Source organism: Algoriphagus sp. PAP.12, assembly GCF_026652115.1.
Classification (GTDB): Bacteria; Bacteroidota; Bacteroidia; order Cytophagales; family Cyclobacteriaceae; genus Algoriphagus.
In genome coordinates, this window is record NZ_JAPPSQ010000010.1 from 102,313 (window position 1) to 124,640 (window position 22,328).

Genomic DNA, 22,328 nt, shown 5'->3' on the forward strand with positions numbered 1-22,328 from the left:
AATCGTCTTTTGAACCGGAGTAGTTTTAGCTCCTAATTTGGGTGCTGGAGGTGCTTCTTGAGCTGGCTTTTCTTCCTTAGTTAGGCTTTTTTTTTTGATTCCTCAGCCACTACAGCAGCCAAGCTCAAAGCCTGAGGCAATTTGGCCATTTTCATCAAAGCCAACTCCACATGAAGACGCTGGTTCTTACTAGTCTTATAGTGGATATCGCACTGATTAGCGATATTCAAAGCCGAAAGCAAAAAGGAAGGACTGATTGTCTGAGTCTGGGAAAGATACCTTTCTTTGACATTTTCAGACACCTCAATCAAATCTATAGTCACTTGATCTTTTACAACCAATAAATCCCTGAAGTGCTCACAAAGTCCTACGATGAAATTGTGTCCATCAAAGCCTTTCTTTAGAATCTCATCAAAAATCAAAAGGGACTGAGAAATATCTCCAGCAATTAGTGCATCGACTACTTTAAAATAGTAGTCATAGTCCAAAATATGAAGGTTGGAGATCGTTTCCTGATAGGTAACTTTCTGACCTGCGGAATAGGTAACAATCAAATCAAAGATGGAAAGTGCATCTCTCAATGCTCCATCCGCCTTAGTTGCAATCAATCGAAGCGCTTCATCCTCATATTCTACCTTTTCCTGATCCGCAATATATTTCAGATGATCTGCGATATGCTTGATCTGGATTCTATTGAAGTCAAAAATCTGACAACGAGAGAGGATAGTTGGGATTATTTTATGCTTTTCTGTAGTCGCCAAAATGAAGATGGCATACTTGGGCGGTTCTTCCAAAGTCTTCAAAAAAGCATTGAAGGCTTGGTTGGAAAGCATGTGAACCTCATCTATGATATAGACTTTGTATTGACCTTTTTGGGGAGCATAGCGCACCTGATCCACCAGATTCCGGATATCGTCAACAGAATTGTTGGAGGCAGCATCTAGTTCATAGATATTGAAGGAAGAGTTGTTTTGGAAAGAAACGCAAGACTCGCAGGTGCCACAAGCCTCCTGATCATCTCCCCGGTTTTCACAATTGATTGTTTTGGCCAAGATCCGTGCACAGGTAGTCTTACCGACACCTCTTGGACCACAAAAAAGGAAAGCCTGGGCAAGGTGATTATTCTTGATAGCATTCTGAAGCGTAGTAGTGATATGCTGCTGCCCTACTACACTCTTAAAATTAGCTGGTCTATATTTTCTTGCCGAAACGACGAAATTTTCCATCGCTGCAAGATATAAAAATCTAGCTATTCGAAAACCCGGAATTTGAGCGTTCTGACTTTTTTTTCGGTAAGAGATTGATTTTTAGAAAGAATGAAAAAAGGAAAAAAGCAGGCATATAAAAGGAATCTTGGGACTTTGGAAAAAGATTGCGGCTTGTTAATTGGTATCTGCTCTTTTCAAAAACGCCAAATCATTTCCTTGGAACTAAAATTGGATTACTTTTGTCATCCAAAAGCAAATGGGGCTGACCGGTTTTGACAGTAAGTGTAAAGATCGGGCTTGCATGCAGGCTGGAGTATGTACGGCCTTGAAAGATTCATACGAACTATAAATGGCGAAACTTCTTACGCCATGGCTGCCTAATCTAACCTTATAGGATAGATCGCTTAAAGGGTTGAGTTACGAGAGTAATTCCCCGGCCACATCTCACCATCCGTTGTCTGGTCCGGATGGATTTGAGGTGTCGACTTGATCGGACTGCTGCTTGTGATGCGATTAAGCAAGCTTAAGACTAATCGATAAGCCAAGCTCAGGTGTGTCACCCAGCATAGTTTGGTCGAAAACCCAATCGGTGACTAAGCATGTAGACGGTACGGTGTTTCCTTATCTGGACGCGAGTTCGAATCTCGCCAGCTCCACAAAGCCTCTCAGAAAATTCTGAGAGGTTTTTTATTTTCACATGATTTCGGAATTATTATATCTCCCGCACAAAAGAACTCTTAATTTTAGGCTCAAACCCAAACTATCTTACTTTTTCAATGGAATTAATTCTCGACTTTCTTCTGATTGGAGGCATCATCATTTCTTTTTTTATCCTGATGTTGATCTTCAAAAAAGAGAACAAAACAAGACCTGAATTTATTCTAAGTCTATTTTTTATCTTGATCCTGTTGGTTTTTGTTCATTCCTATGCGCAAATACACCGAATTAAATGGCTATTTATCCTCACCTACCTACCCTACGAGGCTCTAGCTTGGATTGCGGCTCCATTGCTTAGCCTTTATATCGAATCCCTTTTCGCCAAACAGAAACATTTTTGGAGAAAAAAGTGGACACATTTCATACCTGCCATCCTTTTTACTGCCTTCTTCTCTTTGCCAATTTTGATCTTTTGGATGAGTGCTGCTCCAAAACCACCATATATCCAACAGCTGATTAAATGGGGAGAAACACCTTTGGTCTTTCTGGAAAGTATTTATCTGATCAGCTATTTAAGCTATTCGATCCAAATATATAATCGATTTAAAAGCCTTTTGAAACAAAGCTATTCCTCCTATGACATCCAATGGATAGCAAGATTGCTTTGGGGAGCATTACTAATCACTGGCATCGACCTTTTGACTGAATTCTATTTACTGCTTGTTGGGGAAGAGTTGACTTTTTTGGCGGGGTCCGATGCCTATATCACCCTGGCAGGGATCCTGTTTTTGATTTTCCACTTGGGATATTATGGAATAAACCAATCCAAAATTCTGATCCCAAAACATCTTTACTTACCTCCTCTAGCTCACTCAGAAATAAATACTGATATACCTTCCAATCCAGTTCCCAGTCCAAGCTATTCTTCTGAAGATCTAAAAGGTCTTGAGTCAGATTTTTTACAATTGATGCAAGAGGAAAAGCCTTATCTCGACGAAGATTTGACTTTGGGAAAAATGGCAAAGCTGATGAAGATCTCAGACAAAAAACTTTCTGCCTTTTTGAATCAATATCTTAAAATCAGTTTTTATGATCTGGTCAATCAGGAGAGGGTAAAAGCAGTTTGTGATAAAATACAGGATCCTACTTTCAATCATCTGACACTACTGGGTATCGCCTTTGAGTCTGGCTTCAAATCCAAAACCTCTTTCAATAGGATTTTTAAAAAAGAAACAGGTCTTTCACCATCTGACTATAAGAAAATACACGAAAAGCAGTGATTTTTTTATAATCAATAGGTACCAATGCTTCCATTGGAACGTCTGGGAGCGGATTGTTGGCTTGATTTGCCCAAAACAAACCAACAAACACATGTACAACAAAACATTGCTACCCCTCATTATTTTTGTCTGCCTTATGACTTCGGGCTGCCTTTCACAAGAGGTAAAACCTACCAAAAAAACAACCGAATTAGAAACTAAACTCCAACAAATTTTTGATAAATCTGACTTGCCGGGATTGGGAGTTGTGGCCTTTGATGATTCTGGAATTCTATTTCAAATGAGTTTTGGAGAAAGTGACCTAGCTACACAAACTCCTTATTCCAATGAGACAGTGCAGACCATCGGCTCTACTTCCAAGACTTTTATAGCAGTCGCCATGATGATTGCTCAGGAACAAGGGAAATTGGACCTAGGAGATCCGATAAACAAGTACCTACCATTTGAAATCCAACATCCCAAATTTTCGGATACACCTATCACCATTGAAGATTTGACTAGACATAGCTCAGGAATTGAAGATGAACTAATTTATCCTAGAGCCTATGTTATTTTAGATCCTGCCTATAATCCAAATCTTCTCCCGACTGAGGTTCAGGAATATTTTGAAACCTTCAAGCTAAATGAGAACATGGATTTGGGATCATTCCTGAAGAACTCGCTGGCTTCGGATGGAGAATGGTATTCCGAGGATAATTTCGGTTCCAAAGAACCAGGGAAAAGTTACAGTTATTCCAATGTAGGCTCGGCATTGGCCGCTTATGTCTTGGAGCAAGCCACCGGCATGCCTTTTCATGAATTTACTAAGACTTATATTTTCAATCCTCTTCAAATGACTCAAACTACCTGGGATTTGGGGAATAATCTACCCAAGCAATTTGCGGCTCGATATCTGACCAATTTCAATCCAATTCCCAGCTATAAATTGATCACATATCCAGACGGAGGCGTTATCACTAGCTCGGGAGATTTTGGCCTTTTTATGGTTGAAATGATGAAAGGGGCTAGAGGCCAAGGAACTCTACTTTCCGAAGCATCTTATGAGAAAATGTTCTCCAGAAAAGTATTTGGAAAAGAATCCTCTGGCATCTTTTGGGAGGTTTCTGAATCAGGTGTATTTAGCCATACCGGAAGTGATCTGGGAGTTTTGAGTCTTTCGGCAGCCAACCCAGAAAGGAATGCAGGAGCTTTTTTAATGACAAATATTATGGCCGAAGACGATGAAGGAATGGTTGAAAGTATCCGAGAAATATGGAACACACTCAAAGCTCATCAATGGGAATGAAATAGGAAATATTGGTTTCATTTCAATAGCCGGTATACAACTTGTCAAAGGAAAGAATTTCAACCTACTATCATTTGTGACAAATGATAGTAGGTTTTAATGAATGAATCTCTCAGAAAGGTGAAATTAAAAACAACCTTCAATGAAACTGTTTGAAAAAAAATTGTTAGCCAAACGGAGAAAAACCTTCATGTCATATTATCCTCCCAAAAATAGTTACCCAAACCCTGATCAATTCCAAATGAATGCTTCCTTGGTTCCGCCCCTAATAAACGTTCAGCTTTATTCAGGGTTTAAGCAGGTTTTTTATAAAAACTCTTTGTATAAAATCTGTAATATGACTCAATAAACCTTGAGGATAATCAATCAAAATAAGCCTTAGAGTTGTGGAATAAATGCGACAATAAATAACAAGAAATAGCTAGGTCTGATTTTGAATCAATGGATTCCTGATTTAGAACTCCTTTTTTAACTTCAGTTCAGAAAAGGCTTCAAGTCCATGACAGTCCACTTGTTTGAAAAACCTATATTGGAAGATCAAGACATCTACCAATTCCGGATCTGTCCAAAACTATGAAAAGAACTCTTTCTTTAGCTCTGTTTTTTGCAACTCTATTCCTTAGTCAATTCATTTTTGCACAATCTGAAGATCCAAATGCCAAACCATGGACACGGTGGTGGTGGTTGGGAAGTATAGTCACGGAGGAAGGAATCACCCATAGTTTGGAAGATCTTAGTAAAGCTGGGTTCGGCGGAGTGGAAATCGTACCGATTTATGGTGTCATGGGCGAAGAGGAAAAAGAAATACCTTACCTCTCTGAGCTTTGGCTTCAAATGCTCGATCACACCATCCAGGAAGCCCACAGATTGAACATGGATGTGGACATTTCCATAGGGTCAGGATGGCCAATAGGTGGGCCTCAGGTAAATCCCGAAATAGCAGCCAAAAAGTTTGAAATCGAATCTTTTCAATCCACCACCAAGCCAGATCTTGAGCAGATCAAAAAATCAGACAGCGCCATCGTCTGGGTGAAAGCGATCATGAATGAAAACAATTCCAAAGAAGTTCCGCAGGATGGAAACCTCAATTCTCCACAACCAACTTGGGATGTTTTTCTGATCAAATCTTCTTTGACAGGTCAAAAAGTCAAACGAGCAGCACCGGGCGGTGCCGGCTTGGTCATGGACCATTTCAATGAAGCCGCTCTTCAGCAGTTTTTGGTAAAATTCGATTCTATATTTTCTGAAAGAGATCCAAAACCTAGGTCCTTTTTTAATGACAGTTACGAAGTCTATGGTGCTAACTGGACGGATGAGTTTCTTGAGGAATTCGAAAAACGCAGAGGTTATGATTTCAGAGATTATTATGAATTGCTTTTGGGTGAAGAATCCGACCTCAAGAAGCGGGTTTATATGGATTATCAGCAAACCATTGCAGATTTGCTTTTGGAGGAGTTTGTCACTCCATTACAAAAATGGACCAACCAAATGGGCATCTCTTTGAGCAATCAAGCCCATGGTTCTCCGGGAAATCTTTTGGATTTGTATGCAGCAGCAGATCTGCCGCAAACTGAAGCTTTTGGAACCAGTCGATTTGATATTCCTTTGGTTAGAAATGACCCCGACTTTGATGAAAGCCGCTTTGGTAAACCGGAACCTCTGACCTATAAATTTGCCTCATCTGCCGCCAACTTAACGGGAAAGAAAAGGTCTGGTTCAGAGAGTTTCACCTGGCTAGCAGATCATTTCAAGATAGCCCTTTCTATGATCAAGCCTCAGGTCGATGAATTGTTGGTTAATGGAATCAATCATATTTTTTACCACGGACTCCCCTACTCTCCTTACGAAGAAGGATTTCCTGGTTGGCAGTTTTATGCCGCTGTAAACTTTGGCCCTCAGGCAGGATTTTGGAATCAAATCCCTTTGCTCAATTGCTATATCTACAATAGTCAGCTAATCCTTCAAAACACCCTCCCTGATCAGGATGTATTACTTTATTTCCCGATTGATGATATCTGGGCAAATTCCGGCAACTCCACAGGGATCGTCCAGCTGGATGTACACCATGCAGAAAGATGGCTTTTGAACACTTCTGTTGGCCATTTAGCAGAAGAACTGATGAATTCGGGCTATCAGTTTGATTACATCTCTGACCGATTGTTAGATAATTTGACTATTGCCAAAGATGGCTCAATCCAATCGGGGAAAGCCAATTACAAAGCAATTGTGATTCCTGAAGTTAAATTTATTCCACTTTCAACCCTTGAAAGATTGACAGAACTTTCTGCAAAAGGAGCTAAGATCATTTTCAAAAATCAATTACCTAGCTCTTCTGCTGGACTTTTTGATTATGTAGAAAAGAACAAAAAGCTAGCCTTGATAAATCAAAAAATAAAAGATTCATCGAGTGTGAAAATCAGTTCATCTGTTATCGAAGAATTGAAAAACTGGGAAATCCAACCAGAAGAATTTTCAGAAAAAGGTTTAAGTTTTTTGAGAAAAAAAGATGAGGCTGGCAATCCAGTTTACTTTGTGACTAACCTGAAAAATGAGTTCCACAGAGATTCCATTACACTTTCAATCCCTGCTAAATCCATCGAACTATACGACCCCAATACCGGAAAAGAAGGATTAATAAGTTTTTCAAGCACCAAATCAGGCAGCACTAAAATCTTCCTTCAATTGGAACCAGGGCAATCTATTTTTATCAAGTCCTATTCCTACGAAAAAAGAGAGGGTAAAAAGTGGGATTACATTATTCCTGAAGAAAATCCCGAATTGATTCAAGGACCATGGAAATTAAGTTTTCTCCCTCGATACAGCCCATTGCCTGAGCCAACAATTTTTCCCAATCTGAAATCTTGGACAGAACTCGAAGATGAAAAAACCAGGCATTTTGGAGGAACCGGAGTTTATACGACTACATTTGACCTTCCTTCTGATTGGGGCCCTAACAAATCCTTTCTTCTAAAGCTAGGAGATGTCCGAGAATCCGCCGACGTCTATATCAATGGGAAATTCGTAGGAAATGCCTGGTCAGTGCCTTTTGACCTAGTGATTCCAGAAGGCTTGCTTCAACAATCAAGAAATGAACTCCGTATTGAAGTCACTAGTCTCGCGATTAACCAAATCATTGCAATTGATCAAAAAGGAGAAAAAGACTGGAAAAAATTCAAGGACGCAAATATTGTTAACATCAACTACAAAACATTTGACGCATCGGAATATCCTACGGCATTATCTGGCCTATTGGGACCAGTCCAGATTATTAAATTAAAACAATAGATTTACCCTATACCGACTTTACAATTTTTTAATCTAATGATAATTTTTTAGGACCATCCTCATTGAATGGTTTGACGTAACCTTGCGCTCGAATTAAAAAAACCATTCACCTGTAAATCTCAAATTAATTTCGGTATATTATTCCAGTTTTTTCACAAAACTAAATATATACAACTTATTTATTCGTAAGAGTCGAAATTTTGTATTAAGGAATTTTTAGAAGCAATATTTTCATAAAAGAGATTTACTCTTTGAAAATTGCTTTTCAAAAAGACCATAAACCCAATTTAAACTCTCAAAACCATCGTACTATGATGAAACTTTTATCCAAAAAACATTGGTCCGCACTCCTTCTGTTAGGCATGGGCTGCCAATTCACATTTTCGGCACCAAGCTTTGCCGAAGGTAATTTCAGCAGGATTCCAGCCTATGAAAAACAGGCTGAAATCAGAGGAACTGTTACCGATGAAAGCGGCGAGGAACTCATAGGAGCCTCAGTCAGCATCAAAGGAACAGTAACCGGAACCATTACAGACATTGACGGAAGTTTTTCTATCAATGCAAACCCAGGGGATGTTTTGGTATTTTCTTACATCGGCTACATTTCTAAAGAGGTGACTTTAGGAAATGAAACCACTTTGAATGTAGAATTGACAGCTGACATCACCCAATTGGAGGATGTAGTCGTAGTGGCCTACGGTGTTCAGAAAAAATCTGATGTAACTGGTGCAATTAGCTCTACTAAATCTGAAGACTTTAACAAAGGAGTTGTAGTTAACCCTGGTCAATTGCTTCAAGGTAAGGTTGCAGGTGTCAATGTCACCAATACAAGTGGAGAACCAGGAGCTGCGCAAGATGTAATTATTCGTGGTATTGGTAGTTTGAGATCTGGTACTACTCCACTTTATGTAGTCGATGGGTTTGTTTTGGATAACACCACAACCGGCTTGGCAAGTAATCCGCTCAACTTTATCAATCCACAGGATATCGAAAGTATAGATGTATTGAAAGATGCTTCAGCTGCTGCCATTTATGGTGCTCGTGCAGCAAACGGGGTGATCGTAATTACTACCAAAAGAGGGAAAGAAGGTAAAACTGAAATGAACCTCTCCGTTTCGACTGCTTGGTCTAATATGGCCAACAAAATAGATGTGTTCTCAGCAGATGAATTCAGGAGACAAGTTCCCGCAATCGGAGGAACCCTTTATGACGCTGGAGGAAATACCGATTGGCAAAATGCTTTGACTCAAACCGGCCGATCTAACAATATCAACTTCTCCATGAGTGGGGCTGCAAGTGAAAGGTTTTCATATTATGCATCTGCAGGAGTCGAGGATTTGGAAGGTATTCTATTGAACTCAGAACTGAAACGCTACTCAGGAAGAGTAAATATGACTCAAAAAGCTTTGAATGGTCGCTTCAATGTCGACTATAATTTGACTGCTTCCCGAACAGAGAACTTCAGACCTGATAATGGTGGAATCATTGTAAACATGTTGCAATTAAACCCAACTATTCCAGCCTATACCAATGGCTCACCAACTCAGTTGGTCGACATGCTGAATCCAGTGGTGAATAATGAGATCTATTCAGATGTAGCAATCAACAACAGGATGTTGGCGAACATTTCTCCTTCTTATGAAATCATCAAAGGATTGACCTACAAGTTGAATTTGGGAGTGGATTTCTCTACTACCAACAGAGATGTGCAAAGAAAGCCTTACAATCTACTAGAAGGTTATGAGTTGGGTTATTTGAACTCTACCATTACCAGAAACTCAAATCAACTGGTAGAAAATATCCTGACTTATAAATTTGAATCTGGAAAAAGTGAAACCACGGTTTTGGTTGGCCAATCCTATCAAAAGACTTTCGTTCAGCAGCAGGCATTTGGTTTAAGTGGGTTTGCCAATAACGATGTTGATCCAATCTATCAAGATCAAACCAGTACTCAGGAACAACCTACTACAGTAAACTCTTATGCGATTGAAAATGAATTGCAGTCTTTCTTTGGAAGAGTAAACTATGGCTATGATGGAAAATACTTGGCCACTGCTACTTTGAGAGCGGATGGTTCTTCCAAATTTGGTGAGAACAATAAATACGGGGTGTTTCCATCTTTTGCCTTGGGTTGGAACATCAGCAGAGAGGGTTTTATGCAGGATTCATTTTTTGACAACTTGAAACTGAGAGCGAGCTGGGGACAAACTGGTAACCAGGAAATTCCTTCTAAAATCACTCAATTAAGCTTTACAGAAAGTAAAGGCGGAAATGACACCTACCCTTTGACTCCAGGAGCAACTACTTTGGATGGCTATCCTTATGGTACAATCTTTACCAGACTGGCGAATCCTGACATTCAATGGGAAGTTTCTACCCAGACTAACATTGGTTTAGACTTCAGTTTCTTTGATTTCCGACTTTCTGGTACCGTTGATTATTTCAACAAAATCTCTGAAAATATCCTATTGGAAGTAGTTCCAGCCGATCCGATTCAGCCAACAGCTACTTACTGGACCAATGTTCCGGATATGCAGATCCAAAACCAAGGTTTCGAATTTGGTTTGGAGTACAACAATGATCCTCAGCGTCCTTTCCAATTCAATTTGGGCGGAAATGCTACAATCATTGACAACAAAGTAGTCAACTCCCCATTTGCAGTTTTGACAACAGGTGCCGCATCAGGAGCAGGTCAGACTGGAGCGACTATCAACGGTTACATCAACGGGGAGCCAATTGGCGCTTTCTACATGAAAGACTTTATCGGTATCGGTGAAAATGGATTGAATGCTTTCCGTGATGTCAATGGAGATGGCCAAGTACTGGAAAATGACAGAACAGTAGTGGGTTCAGCGCTTCCAAAAATGCTGTATGCTTTCCATACAAACCTTAAATACAAGGGTTTTGATTTGGGCGTCAATTTCAACGGGGCATCCGGAAACAAGATATTCAATCACACTACTATGTCTTTATTCCAAAAAGGAATGTTGGCATCTTCTTTCAACACTACGGATTTTGCTACTCAATATCCTGAAGAAGATATCACGAATGCGAATGAGGTTTCAACCCGCTATTTGGAAGATGGAAGTTTCTTGAGATTGAACAATGCTACTTTGGCTTATAGCCTAAGACCAGAAACAATCGGTTTGGGAGATGCTGTGAGAAACATCAGAATCTCTTTGACTGGTCAAAACCTATTTGTAATCACAAATTATTCGGGCTTTGACCCTGAAGTAAATACAGGTAGTTCAACCGGTGGAGTTCAGACATTTGGTATCGACAGATTTACTTATCCAAAAGCCAGAACGATTCTATTGGGCCTAAATGTAGCTTTCTAAGCTCCTAATTTTTAGATCTTAAAAAACGATAAAAATGAAAAAGAATATATTCAATAAAACATTGTTAGGGACCTTGCTTCTTTTCGGAGCAGCCTGTACAGACTTAGAGGAGCCCATCTTGGACGAATCCTTAGCTGGAGAGGGCCAAGCGGAACCTATTAGTGGAGCAATTGCTCCTGCCTATGGACAGATTTCTCAAGTTTGGTATCATACCAATTATTATGGACTTCAATTAATCGCTTCTGATGAAGCCATTCTTCCTTATAGAGGAGGTACGGATTGGTTTGATGGGGGTAAGTTTTTGGCTACACATCAGCATTTGATGACTCCCGGAAATGATTTGGTGGGAAGTTCATGGAATGAATTGACTAAAAACATCTCGAGAGCTATTTCTGCAATTGAGGTATTAAGACCTTTGGCTGATGCTGGAAATCAGCAAGCGGCTTCCGCATTGTATGAAATGATTGCCTTAAGAGCCTACTTAAATATGTTGGCTTTGGATAGTTGGGGAATTGCCTTTGACAAAGAGGATTCCAGCGATATCTCCGTAATTCTTAGAGGAGATGAAGCTATCAATTACATCAAAGATGAATTTCTTTCAGTTGTTGATCTAATCAATACAGATTTGGGACCTGGTAGATTAACCCAATCAGCGGTATACGGCTTTTTGGCAAGACTTCATCTAAATGCTGCGGTATATCGCGATCCTTACGGAACTCCGAATTTCACTTCTGAGGACATGAATAAGGTGGTAGAATACACCAACAATATCATCGGTTCAGGAAAATTCAATTTCTCCCCAGAATATTTTGATCTTTTCAATGATGATAACAACAGCAATTCAGAAATCATTTTCGCTCTCGATCAAAGAGGCGTATTGAGAAATGAACATAGCCGTTGGGCCTATTGGTCCATTGCAGGCTCTATGTTCCCTAGACCTGAGTCTCCTAGTGCTGATGGTACTGATGGTCCGGCATTTACTTCTGATTTTATTCAGACATGGATGGACGCTTATGAGGTAGACCCAGCTGAAGCCGATGCCAGATTCTTCAAAATGAATGAAATGATTCCAGAATCAATCCAGGATTTAACAGGGCTGTCACCATTGAATGATGAAGACAACTATTATTGCATCACAGACGAAGATTTCGAAATGAATCGTGGTGTTTTGAGAGGTGTGCAGTGGGGTCCTAGAAAAGGCGATGATGGGGCTTTCTTGAGATGCGATGATGGAAAAGTGAGAATCTATCCCGTAATCCAAAGAAAAGGAAATGGTCCAGATAAAGATGTGGGCTATGTAAACCATACCATGATGGTAGATTTTTCCAATGAAGGAAGATTGCATAATACTGGATTCAGATGTGCTAAATACCAGTTTAGCCATACTTCTCCAGATGGAAACAATTACAGCAGTGTAGATTTAGTCTTAATGCGATTGGCAGAAATCTACCTGATGAGAGCTGAGGCTAAATTGAGATTAGGTGATTCTGCTGGAGCGTTGGCAGATATGAATGCGGTGAGAACTTCCAGAACAGCTCGTCCTGAAGTGACCCCAGCTGCTTTGAATTCTATTGATTTGGATATTCTTTTCAGAGAGCGTGGATTCGAATTATACTGGGAAGGTTTCAGAAGAGCAGATCAAATCCGATTTGGAAAATACGAGGATTCCTGGACTGAAAAAACTGATACAGACGTATACAAAAGATTGTTCCCAATTCCGCAAAGCGCCATTGATGGTGCATCCAATGTGGAAGGATTCCTAGTTCAGAATCAAGGGTATTAATCAAAAACTATTTTAAAATCGAAAAGGCAGCAAAAATTGATTTTGCTGCCTTTTTTATAATCAAAGTCTATCGATATAGTACCAGTCCCAAGAGCAATAGCGTTAACAGGAACAATCCCATTAGGATCATATACTTTTACTTTTTCTCAAGGAAAAAACTCATATTTCTAACTAGTTATAAATCATCCATTCCCTCTCAAAATCTCCATCGGAGGTTGATTGATGATTCTTCTACCATTCAACCAACCCAGGACGATTGTCAATCCTGTGATTGCTAAGTAAAGAATCAAACCTGCCCCCCAAGCAGGACGGAATTCCATTTCAAATACAAAAGCACTAAGTAACCACGTCGCCAAGAATGACAACAAGATTCCAGAAAGTGATGCCAAGCTTCCCAGGAAGAAATATTCCAAGGTATTGATCTTGCTGACAGTTCCAGAATCCGCACCCAATGTTCTCAGCAAAATGCTTTCTCGCATCCTTTGGTATTTACTGATGATCAAAGAACTGATCAGAACCAAAATACCCGTAGCAATACTGAAGAAAGCCATAAACTGGATCACAAAGCTGATTTTTCCCAGAATATCTTCTAGGGTTTCCACGATGGTTCCTAAATTGATCACCGAGATATTTGGAAAAGCTCTCACCACTTCCGCCTGCACATCTGCTGCTTCCCGGTCATTTTTTGTCTTGGTAATCAGCACATGAAATTTCGGTGCCTGATCCAGCACTCCTCCGGGGAACAACACCAGAAAATTGGTAGAAACCTGATTAAATTTCACATCTCTCAAGCTACCGATGTAGGTTTTGATAGGCCGGCCTTGGACGTTGAATTCTACTTCATCTCCGATCTTTAAGCCATTTCCTTCCGCAAAGCCTTTTTCGAAGCTAACGAAAATGGAATCTCCTTTTGCACCGACAGGAATCAACTCTCCATCAGTCAAGGTCTCAGAAGAGATCAAGGTATCTCTATAGGTCACCCGGAACTCCCGATTATACAACCATCTCGAGTAATCTTCCTCTTCTGGCAATTCATCATTTTCCTTTTTATCTATCCCGTTGATTTCATTCAATTGCATGGTTACAATCGGAACTTCCTGCATGATTCTGAGATTTCTGTCCAACAACTTTCCTTTCACATCATCCAATTGGGCAGTCTGAATATCAAACATCAACATATTGGGCTGATCCTCTTTATCCGCAAATTTTGCCTCTGCCAGCAGCTGATTTTGAAGGAAAAATAAGGTCGAAATCATCGCCGTCCCCAATCCAATTGTCGCAATTAATGAGATGGTCTGGTTGTTTGGTCTATACAAATTTGCTAAAGCCTGTCTGACGGAATACCGTAGCGAAATAGGTAAAAACTTCCGTACAGCCCACATGATCAGCTGCCCTACTCCCCAGAGAATACCAAATGCAAAAACCACAAAGGCCGCAAAGCCCAAAGCCATCATCATGGAGCCTAAAAGGTAAAAACTGAAGCCCCAAACGAAGAGTAGAATCGCAACAATCACTAACCATCTCAATGGATCTTTGAGCAGAGTGGAATCTGCCGTTTCAGGCCTCAATGTGGCCATAGGAGAGACATTCCTAACCTTTAATAATGGCAGAAGGGCAAATAAAACTGAAACAAAAAGGCCTGTTAACACACCAAATCCGACAGACAACCAGGAAATCCCGACCGTCACCTCAACAGGCAAAAAATCTGCAAAAACAGCAGGTAGAATAAACTGAAGCAGGGTTCCCAAAGCTGCGCCCAAAATCGCCCCGACCAACCCCATGATTTTGATCTCTGTCAGATAGATAAACAGTACATCTCTTGAAGAAACACCCAAACATCTCAAGACTGCTACCGAAGCCAGTTTTTCTTTCACAAATACATTAACTGCGGAAGCCACTCCCACACAGCCCAGCAAAAGAGCGATGAAGGCTACCAAACTCAAGAAATTGGATAGGTTGCCAAAAGAGCGTCCTGTTGATCGTTTTCTATCCTCCACGGTATCGGCATCCACTCGATCGATTTCCCATTGATCTTGATAAGGCTCAATTAATTTCTCTACATCTGTACCATCTGCAAATTGGAAATAGCGATTGTATTCTACCCGGCTTCCATATTGTACCAAGCCGGTTTCTTCCAAATATGCCATAGGAATATAAACAGCTGGAGCCACAGTTGCTGTAATCCCAGTCTGTCCCGGTACTTTCTGAAGTTCACCAACAATCTCAAACTCTACCTCCCCTACCTTGATCTGATCTCCAACTTGAGCATTGAATTGAGCCATTAAGGTCTTTTCGACCAAGGCTTTCTTCCCTCCAGTTCTGAAATCAGATTCTCCATCCACAGGGATTGTCTCTAAAATCCCATAAAAAGGAAAGGCTCCTTCTAAAGCCCTTACCTGAGTCAATCTGCTTGCTCCTGTTTTTGGAAAAGCTACCATGCTGGCAAAATTGACTTCAGCAGCAGTTTGAGTAGCCAGAGAATCAATTGGCTGATCACCTATGGGGTTTCGATTTTCCAACACCAAATCCGCTCCCAAAAGCTCCTTTGCCTGATTGTCTATGTCTTTGGTCAAATTTTCACCAAAAGAACTGATCGCCACCAAAGCCGCGATTCCAACCACAATCGAGGAAACAAAAAGTAAGAGACGGGAGATGTTTTTCCGGAAATCCCGGAAAGCCATCTTTATAATCCAGTTAAAATCAGGCATGAGCTTCCTCCTGTATTTTTCCTCCTTTGATATGGATGATTCGCTGGGTTTTTGCAGCCAACTCCAAGTCATGAGTCACCAAAACCAAAGTTGTCCCTTCTTCTTTATTTAGGTCAAAAATCAATTTCTCAATCATTTCGCCTGTTTCAGTGTCCAAGTTTCCAGTTGGCTCGTCAGCAAAAAGAATTTTTGGCTCATTGGCAAAAGCTCTGGCAATAGAAACCCGCTGCTGCTCTCCACCAGAAAGCTGGGTTGGATAGTGGGTCGCACGGTCACCTAGCCCAACTTTCTCCAACAATTCCTGAGCTTTTTTCCGGGCATCCTTTCGCTTTTTCAATTCTAAAGGAACCATCACATTTTCCAAAGCAGTCAAAGTCGGCAGCAGCTGGAAATTCTGAAAAATAAAGCCAACATGCTGATTTCTGACCCTTGCTCTTTGGTCCTCATTGAGGTTTTGTAGGTTTTCACCGTTCAAAGTAACTGAACCTGTACTGGCAGAATCCAGTCCGGCACAAAGTCCCAACAGGGTAGTTTTTCCACTTCCTGATGGCCCAACAATTGAAATGGTTTCTCCTGAAGAAATATCAAAATTCACGGAATCAAGCACCGTTAATTTGCGACTTCCACTTTGATAGGTTTTACTGAGGTTTTGTATAGAAAGTATATTCATCTTTAAATTTTAGGCAAATAATATCCCTTTCAAACGAATTGGATCTGACAGGGTTAGAAGTCGAATTCAATTAGTTAAAATTGAAACAATTGAACCGAAAATAGGACGAAATCTTCATTTCCCCTTGCCCACTGATAAAAATTCAATTAATAGCATGATTTTGGGATTCAGCTCCTTTCCTTTGATTTCTGAAAGAATTCGAACTTTTTTACTTGAAATCCATTAAACTAGGAATAGAAATTTGAACTATGAATATTTCCAGACTTATACTTTCCATCGGCATCATATCATTGGGAATTGTTTCCTTTTCCTGTTCAGAACCCAAAAAGACAGAAGCAGAAAAAGCCGTTGAAATTGCACAAAATCAATCACCTCAACTAGAAAAAAAGACCATTCTCTTTTTCGGTAACAGTCTTACCGCCGGATATGGGATTGACCAAGATGATTCATTTTCCGGACTGGTTCAGGACAAAATTGATAGCCTTGGATTAAACTATCGAGTAATAAATGGTGGACTGAGTGGTGAAACTACAGCCGGAGGATTGAGTCGATTGGATTGGTTTCTGGAAGATCAACCGGAAGTCTTTGTTCTGGAATTAGGCGGAAATGATGGACTTCGAGGTATCCAATTGAGTGAAACCAAAAGCAATCTGGAGAAAATCATAGACAAAGTTCGAGCTAAATTTCCTGACACTAAAATCATCTTGGCGGGTATGCAAATCCCACCGAATATGGGGCAGGAATACACCGACGAGTTTAAAGAAATTTATCCTGTGGTGGCTCAAGAAAAAGACGTGACTTTAATTCCATTTCTATTGGAAGGAGTGGCTGGAGATCCCGAATTGAATCTGCCAGATGGTATACACCCCACAGAAGAAGGACATAAAATTGTCTATAAAACTGTTTGGCCTTTTATAGAGCAAAGTCTCTAAAAACAAGGGCCCAAGAAATTAAAAATGGGGATTTGATAAGGCAAAAGTCTTATTAAATCCCTTTTTCCCTTAGTTGCTAATTTTTAATCATTTTAAATTAGCTCTCCATGCTTCCCCACATCATCATTTTTTCCCTTTTGGCATAATTCGAATTTCAATACAGGTTTTTTTTATCTTAAATTTTCGACTTCATTAAAAATTTTTGGAAATGAGTTTTCAGATAAAAGAAACTCCTGACTCCTATGATGTCATCATCGTAGGTTCCGGAGCAGGCGGAGGGATGGCCTCCAAAATCCTTTCCGAAGCGGGCCTTTCTGTAGCTGTTGTTGAGGCGGGCGGAGACTTCGACCCAGCTAAGGACGAGGACAGAACGCAATTGAGACCACCATGGGAATCTCCTCGAAGAGGTGCCGGTACCAGAATCAGACCTTTCGGGGATTTTGATCAGGCGATCGGTGGCTGGGATATCGAAGGAGAACCATATACGCATAAAGACGGAACCAAATTTGACTGGTTCAGATCCAGAATGGTCGGTGGACGTACCAATCACTGGGGAAGAATTTCCCTTCGATTTGGACCAAATGACTTCAAAAGAGCAAGTATTGATGGTTTGGGTACTGATTGGCCTATTGGCTATGATGACCTAAAGCCATACTATGACAAAGTAGATAAGTTGATCGGGGTATTCGGTTCCAAAGAAGGAATCTACAATGAGCCGGACGGATTTTTCCTTCCTCCTCCAAAGCCTCGTCTGCACGAACTTTTCTTGAAAAAAGGAGCCGACAAAGCAGGTATGCCTATGATCCCTGGTCGTCTTTCTATGTTGACCAGACCGATCAACAATGAACGAGGAACTTGTTTCTTCTGTGCTCAATGTAACAGAGCCTGTCAGGCATATGCCGATTTCTCAGCGGGTACCTGCTTGGTTCACCCAGCGATGAAAAAGGGTAAAGTGGATCTTTACACTTATTCTATGGTGAGAAAAGTAATTACCGACGAGAAAGGTTTGGCTACTGGAGTTTCTTTTGTTTCCAAAATGGATATGAAAGAGTACAAATTGAGATCTAGAGTTGTGGTTTTGGGAGCTTCCGCTTGTGAGTCTGCCCGTATCATGATGAACTCTAAGTCTAAAACCCATCCAAATGGAATCGGTGGTGACTCAGGAGCTCTTGGTAGATACCTTCATGATTCTACTGGCGCTGACCGTATGGGTATCTTGCCTGATCTTTTCGAAAGAGAAAGATACAACGAGGATGGTGTAGGTGGTATGCACATGTACACTCCTTGGTGGTTGGACAATAAGAAATTGGATTTTGCCCGAGGATACCACATCGAATATTGGGGTGGTATGGGTCAGCCTTCTTATGGTGCCGGCGGAGGCATGGATACCATGAGAAAATATCTGAAAGATGAATTTGGCAACCCAAGTCCAAACGGAGGATATGGCGAAGGCTTGAAAAAAGACATCAAACGCGTTTACGGATCTACCCTAGGAATGTCTGGTAGAGGGGAAAGTGTTCCTCGCTACGAAAACTACTGTGAAATCGATCCAAACGGAACTGTAGATAAATATGGTATTCCTGTATTGAGATTCAACTACAATTGGACCGATCAGGAATTGAAGCAGGCGAAGCACATGCATGATACGTTTGAGGAGATCTTGACCAATGCTGGTGCAATCCTATTAGGTTCTAAGCCAGGACCTGAATCAGATTATGGTTTGCATGCACCGGGTAGAATCATTCACGAAGTAGGTACAACTCGTATGGGTAGCAGTCCAAAAGGATCCGTTTTGAACTCCAACTGTCAGGCTCATGACTGTAAGAACCTATTTGTTGTAGATGCTGGTTCTTTCGTTTCCCAAGCGGATAAAAACCCTACTTGGACGATCTTGGCCTTGTCCTGGAGAACTTCGGATTACATTGTGGAGCAATTGAAACAAAAAAACATCTAAGCCATGAACAGAAGAGAAAACCTCAAATTACTCTTTACAGGCTCAATTGGAGCGGGCTTGTTGATGACAGGATGTGAACCTGAGCAGACTACCTTGGCCCATGAGCCGGTACTTGCTACTGGAGGAACTCCTGGAAACAGAACTGAAGAAGAAAAAATCAGAGATGCGGAATTGCTTGCTGAGAAATTCTTCACAGAGGCAGAAAGAAAGAAACTGGATACGCTAGGGGATATTATTTGCCCGGCAGACAGTGAATCTCCAGCAGCTTCTGAACTGAAAGTAACGGACTTCATCGACTTTATGATGGTTGATCAGCCAGGAAACCAAACTCGTATGAGAGGTGGACTGATGTGGTTGGACTTTGAAGCTGATGAGAAGTTCGGCAAACTTTTCAACGACCTATCTAATGATCAGGTCATGGAAATCGTAGACTTGGTAGCATGGCCAGATAAAGCTACTCCTGAATATGAAGGAGCGGTAAAATGGTTCAACCTAGTTAGAAACATGGTTTGTTCCGGTTATTTCTCAACCCAAGCTGGATGGAAATACATCGACTACAAAGGAAACACGCCGAACGTATGGGATGGTGTTCCTCAGGAAGTTTTGGACAAGCATGGACTTTCCAATCCAGAGAAATACAAAGATTTATATCTGAAACCTGAAGATAGAGCTAATGTGGTCCAATGGGATGACGAAGGCAATATCATCGGATAAATACTAAAAACTCAGTCAAATCGGCTGAGTTTTTTTTATTGTACCAGCTTGTTTCCTATCTTTTGATAACCAACTGATATTTAACATTTAATGCGAAACTCTTTTTTTATTGCGGGCTTCCTTTCTTTAGTATTGTTTTCCTGCGGCACTTCCGAACAAAAAACTGAAACAAAGCCAGAGCTTTTATTGAATCTGGAATTAGCAGATTCCTTAGACCTTGACTTTTTAGGGTCACCAATATTGGCATCTTCAAATCCTGAGGGGAGCCGATTGGCATTCTTTGACTATCCCTCCCAAAAAATTATTATCACAGATGGTGCTGGTGAGATTTTGGACACACTATCCAAGCAAGGTGATACTCCAGATGCTTATGGATTTATGATTGACTTACCTGTGATTTATGGGAATGACAAGGTAATCCAGATTGGTATGAATGGTATTTTCATCTATACTCAAAGCGGTGAAATGCTCAAAAAAATCAAACACCCCGAAGACATGGGAGGCGCTGTCTTTTCTTCAAGAACAGGTAAGACTTCAAAAATTATTCGCCTCAACGGCACTCCATACCTCCTTATGAACTCCATACGTACCCGAGAGACCTATGCCGGAGCACAGGAATTTTACGACACCTACAAAGCCATTGAATTAGTCGATTTGGAGACTGGAGAAAGTCTGGATTTCGGTCCTTTTGAGGAAGGAAGTCTGTTTTTGAACGGGAAGGGTTTTATCCAAAGTGATTACTATCCAGCATTTGCTGAAAACAATGGAAAACTATACCTCTCCCATGGAGGAGAACCTAAAGTATGGATCTATGACTTTTCACCCTCCGAATCAAAATTGGACACAGCTCTTTCATTGGATATTCCGGGGCTATTCCCAATCGAAGGAATCGATAGAAATGAACTTTCAGAAGGCTCCTATTCATTTCATGGCGGTACAGCCGCAATCCGAAATATCTTTATTCAAAATGGATTAATTATTATTTCCTATTACCCCGGAATGGATCCTAAACAGATGGACCAAGCTCAAAAATTATTTTCCGAAGGAAAAGAGGATGAGGGACGTGCTATTTATAATAAACTAAATAGAGAAACTTCGCCGGGCATTTTTGTTTATGATGAAACCACATTGGAATTTCTGGGAAGATTAAGCTATCCAGAAATTGCAAACACCGGTGGTCTTTTGGCAAATGATGAGTTTATCTATTTCCAGAAAAAGCCTGACCCGAATGTGGAAGAGGACTTTTTAAGGGTTTATAAATACAAATTGATTACAGAATGAAAAACTATTATTTAGGCTTTTTTTTAGCCTCCTTGATTCTAATTTCTTGTGGGGAGTCAAAAGAGGAAAAACCTGCCACACCCCTTTCAGAGCAAAATCTCAAGTTTGAAATTTATGATTCCCTTATTATAGATCATATCGGCAACTTGGTTTTGATGGACATCAGTCCAAATGGCAATAATTACCTGCTGTCAGATCAAAATTCTGGAGACATCCTAATAACTGACTCTGAAGGGAGCATTCTCCATCAATACAACCGTACTGGGGATGGCCCCAATGACTATGTAGGCAATAAAAGCGGCAGGTTTTTATTTAGAGATAATTCCTCCTATTTAGTCCCTACAACTCAAGGCTTTTCTATTTATTCACTCGATGGAGAGAAAATTGAAAACTTCAAGCCTGAATTTTCTCCATTTGCCAATCTGGTGGTTTCATTTTCAACATCTATCCAACAAGCCGGCAATCAAGTGTTTCTCAAATTACAAGGAAGGTATGCCGATAATGGGAATTTGGACTCTGCAAGAAATTTGGAAAGAATAGATATTAATACTGGAGAGTACCACCCAATCATTCCTTTTCCAAAAGGCTCTAAATATTTAGACCCTGAAGCAAATTTTCAGGGTTTTGATTATCACCCTGTCTTCACAGTAAAAGGAGATTCACTCTATTTTCTATTTAGAAATGACCCTACGTTCTATGCATTTTCTCTTGATAATCTAGAAACACCCGCAAGGTCTTTCAAACTTCCAATTGGAGCATTCGAAGAAAGAGATATGTCCAAGGAAGTGGAGCCAGGAAGCTTTGATATGAGAGATTTCTTATTGGGATCCTTCAATAGTATCGATCCAATTGAAGATGGAGAAATCCTGATTTATTATTCTTCAGGATTGACCGATGAAAAAGCAAACGAGGTCATTTCCGAAGCCGGTACAGATTTCAATCAAATCTTTACTTTGGCAGAAAAATATAACACGGTTGGTTACAGAATCCTCAAAGGAGAATCATTAAGTCCGATTATTGAAAAGGATGAGATTCTGGCGAACATGGGCAAGGCTATTTCCAATGAAGAAATATGGTTTAATTTAGACTTTTCCCAAGTTGAGAATGACTATTCTGTCATCTACAAAACTCGGATTGTCCCTGCAAATTAACCACTCTTCTTATTCCAATTCCGCTAGGCGGGCAAGTCTATCCAGATTTGCCCGCTTTTGTTTATCTTCCCTAGTCATCACA

13 protein-coding genes and 1 other RNA gene are annotated in these 22,328 nt (G+C 40.5%); 11 read left to right on the forward strand and 3 right to left on the reverse strand.

The window, feature by feature from the left end:
- Nucleotides 1-80 precede the first annotated feature (80 nt).
- The gene (locus tag O0V13_RS13240; protein ID WP_268035447.1) at nucleotides 81-1,226 is read right to left on the reverse strand and encodes a DNA polymerase III subunit gamma/tau; all 1,146 of its coding nucleotides are present in this window, start codon (nucleotides 1,224-1,226) and stop codon (nucleotides 81-83) included.
- A gap of 240 nt (nucleotides 1,227-1,466) precedes the next feature.
- Between O0V13_RS13240 and ssrA the strand changes: the two genes are divergently transcribed.
- The 6 genes from ssrA to O0V13_RS13270 all read left to right on the forward strand — a co-directional run bounded on the left by ssrA (nucleotide 1,467) and on the right by O0V13_RS13270 (nucleotide 12,836).
- Nucleotides 1,467-1,867: a transfer-messenger RNA gene (gene ssrA, locus O0V13_RS13245) on the forward strand.
- A gap of 117 nt (nucleotides 1,868-1,984) precedes the next feature.
- On the forward strand, nucleotides 1,985-3,145 hold the full coding sequence (locus O0V13_RS13250; protein WP_268035448.1) for a helix-turn-helix domain-containing protein: 1,161 nt from the start codon (nucleotides 1,985-1,987) through the stop codon (nucleotides 3,143-3,145).
- Nucleotides 3,146-3,236: 91 nt separating this feature from the next.
- Nucleotides 3,237-4,430 carry a serine hydrolase domain-containing protein gene (locus tag O0V13_RS13255; protein WP_268035449.1) on the forward strand — a complete coding sequence of 398 codons (1,194 nt, stop codon included), beginning with the start codon at nucleotides 3,237-3,239 and terminating at the stop codon, nucleotides 4,428-4,430.
- 573 nt (nucleotides 4,431-5,003) lie between these two features.
- A complete protein-coding gene (locus O0V13_RS13260; RefSeq protein ID WP_268035450.1) occupies nucleotides 5,004-7,715 on the forward strand; it encodes a glycosyl hydrolase in 2,712 nt (903 codons plus the stop codon).
- Between the two features lie 311 nt (nucleotides 7,716-8,026).
- A complete protein-coding gene (locus O0V13_RS13265; RefSeq protein WP_268035451.1) occupies nucleotides 8,027-11,053 on the forward strand; it encodes a SusC/RagA family TonB-linked outer membrane protein in 3,027 nt (1,008 codons plus the stop codon).
- 34 nt (nucleotides 11,054-11,087) lie between these two features.
- Complete coding sequence (locus tag O0V13_RS13270; RefSeq protein ID WP_268035452.1) at nucleotides 11,088-12,836, forward strand: RagB/SusD family nutrient uptake outer membrane protein; 1,749 nt, start codon at nucleotides 11,088-11,090, stop codon at nucleotides 12,834-12,836.
- 182 nt (nucleotides 12,837-13,018) lie between these two features.
- On the opposite strand, the gene O0V13_RS13275 is transcribed toward O0V13_RS13270, so the two are convergent.
- Nucleotides 13,019-15,544 (reverse strand): ABC transporter permease, encoded by a 2,526-nt coding sequence (locus tag O0V13_RS13275; RefSeq protein WP_268035453.1) that lies wholly within the window; start codon nucleotides 15,542-15,544, stop codon nucleotides 13,019-13,021.
- Nucleotides 15,537-16,214 carry an ABC transporter ATP-binding protein gene (locus O0V13_RS13280; protein ID WP_268035454.1) on the reverse strand — a complete coding sequence of 226 codons (678 nt, stop codon included), beginning with the start codon at nucleotides 16,212-16,214 and terminating at the stop codon, nucleotides 15,537-15,539. The genes O0V13_RS13275 and O0V13_RS13280 overlap by 8 nt, the downstream gene beginning before the upstream one ends.
- 248 nt (nucleotides 16,215-16,462) lie before the next feature.
- Here O0V13_RS13280 and O0V13_RS13285 point away from each other — a divergent pair, with 248 nt between their 5' ends.
- The 5 genes from O0V13_RS13285 (at nucleotide 16,463) to O0V13_RS13305 (ending at nucleotide 22,246) form a co-directional block, all read left to right on the forward strand.
- Nucleotides 16,463-17,146 (forward strand): arylesterase, encoded by a 684-nt coding sequence (locus O0V13_RS13285; RefSeq protein WP_268035455.1) that lies wholly within the window; start codon nucleotides 16,463-16,465, stop codon nucleotides 17,144-17,146.
- A gap of 208 nt (nucleotides 17,147-17,354) precedes the next feature.
- Nucleotides 17,355-19,100, forward strand: coding sequence for a GMC family oxidoreductase (locus tag O0V13_RS13290; protein ID WP_268035456.1), 1,746 nt, complete (start codon nucleotides 17,355-17,357; stop codon nucleotides 19,098-19,100).
- Between the two features lie 3 nt (nucleotides 19,101-19,103).
- Nucleotides 19,104-19,814: a gluconate 2-dehydrogenase subunit 3 family protein gene (locus O0V13_RS13295; RefSeq protein ID WP_268035457.1), complete on the forward strand. Its 711-nt coding sequence runs from the start codon at nucleotides 19,104-19,106 to the stop codon at nucleotides 19,812-19,814.
- Between the two features lie 90 nt (nucleotides 19,815-19,904).
- On the forward strand, nucleotides 19,905-21,095 hold the full coding sequence (locus tag O0V13_RS13300; RefSeq protein ID WP_268035458.1) for a hypothetical protein: 1,191 nt from the start codon (nucleotides 19,905-19,907) through the stop codon (nucleotides 21,093-21,095).
- Nucleotides 21,092-22,246 (forward strand): hypothetical protein, encoded by a 1,155-nt coding sequence (locus tag O0V13_RS13305; protein ID WP_268035459.1) that lies wholly within the window; start codon nucleotides 21,092-21,094, stop codon nucleotides 22,244-22,246. Before O0V13_RS13300 ends, O0V13_RS13305 begins: the two co-directional genes overlap by 4 nt.
- Nucleotides 22,247-22,328 lie beyond the last annotated feature (82 nt).

Bases quoted from the DNA above. Each gene is read 5' to 3' on its own strand.
- O0V13_RS13240 (WP_268035447.1), bottom strand. From the start codon at position 1,226: ATGGAAAATTTCGTCGTTTCGGCAAGAAAATATAGACCAGCTAATTTT.
- O0V13_RS13250 (WP_268035448.1), top strand. From the start codon at position 1,985: ATGGAATTAATTCTCGACTTTCTTCTGATTGGAGGCATCATCATTTCT.
- O0V13_RS13255 (WP_268035449.1), top strand. From the start codon at position 3,237: ATGTACAACAAAACATTGCTACCCCTCATTATTTTTGTCTGCCTTATG.
- O0V13_RS13260 (WP_268035450.1), top strand. From the start codon at position 5,004: ATGAAAAGAACTCTTTCTTTAGCTCTGTTTTTTGCAACTCTATTCCTT.
- O0V13_RS13265 (WP_268035451.1), top strand. From the start codon at position 8,027: ATGATGAAACTTTTATCCAAAAAACATTGGTCCGCACTCCTTCTGTTA.
- O0V13_RS13270 (WP_268035452.1), top strand. From the start codon at position 11,088: ATGAAAAAGAATATATTCAATAAAACATTGTTAGGGACCTTGCTTCTT.
- O0V13_RS13275 (WP_268035453.1), bottom strand. From the start codon at position 15,544: ATGCCTGATTTTAACTGGATTATAAAGATGGCTTTCCGGGATTTCCGG.
- O0V13_RS13280 (WP_268035454.1), bottom strand. From the start codon at position 16,214: ATGAATATACTTTCTATACAAAACCTCAGTAAAACCTATCAAAGTGGA.
- O0V13_RS13285 (WP_268035455.1), top strand. From the start codon at position 16,463: ATGAATATTTCCAGACTTATACTTTCCATCGGCATCATATCATTGGGA.
- O0V13_RS13290 (WP_268035456.1), top strand. From the start codon at position 17,355: ATGAGTTTTCAGATAAAAGAAACTCCTGACTCCTATGATGTCATCATC.
- O0V13_RS13295 (WP_268035457.1), top strand. From the start codon at position 19,104: ATGAACAGAAGAGAAAACCTCAAATTACTCTTTACAGGCTCAATTGGA.
- O0V13_RS13300 (WP_268035458.1), top strand. From the start codon at position 19,905: ATGCGAAACTCTTTTTTTATTGCGGGCTTCCTTTCTTTAGTATTGTTT.
- O0V13_RS13305 (WP_268035459.1), top strand. From the start codon at position 21,092: ATGAAAAACTATTATTTAGGCTTTTTTTTAGCCTCCTTGATTCTAATT.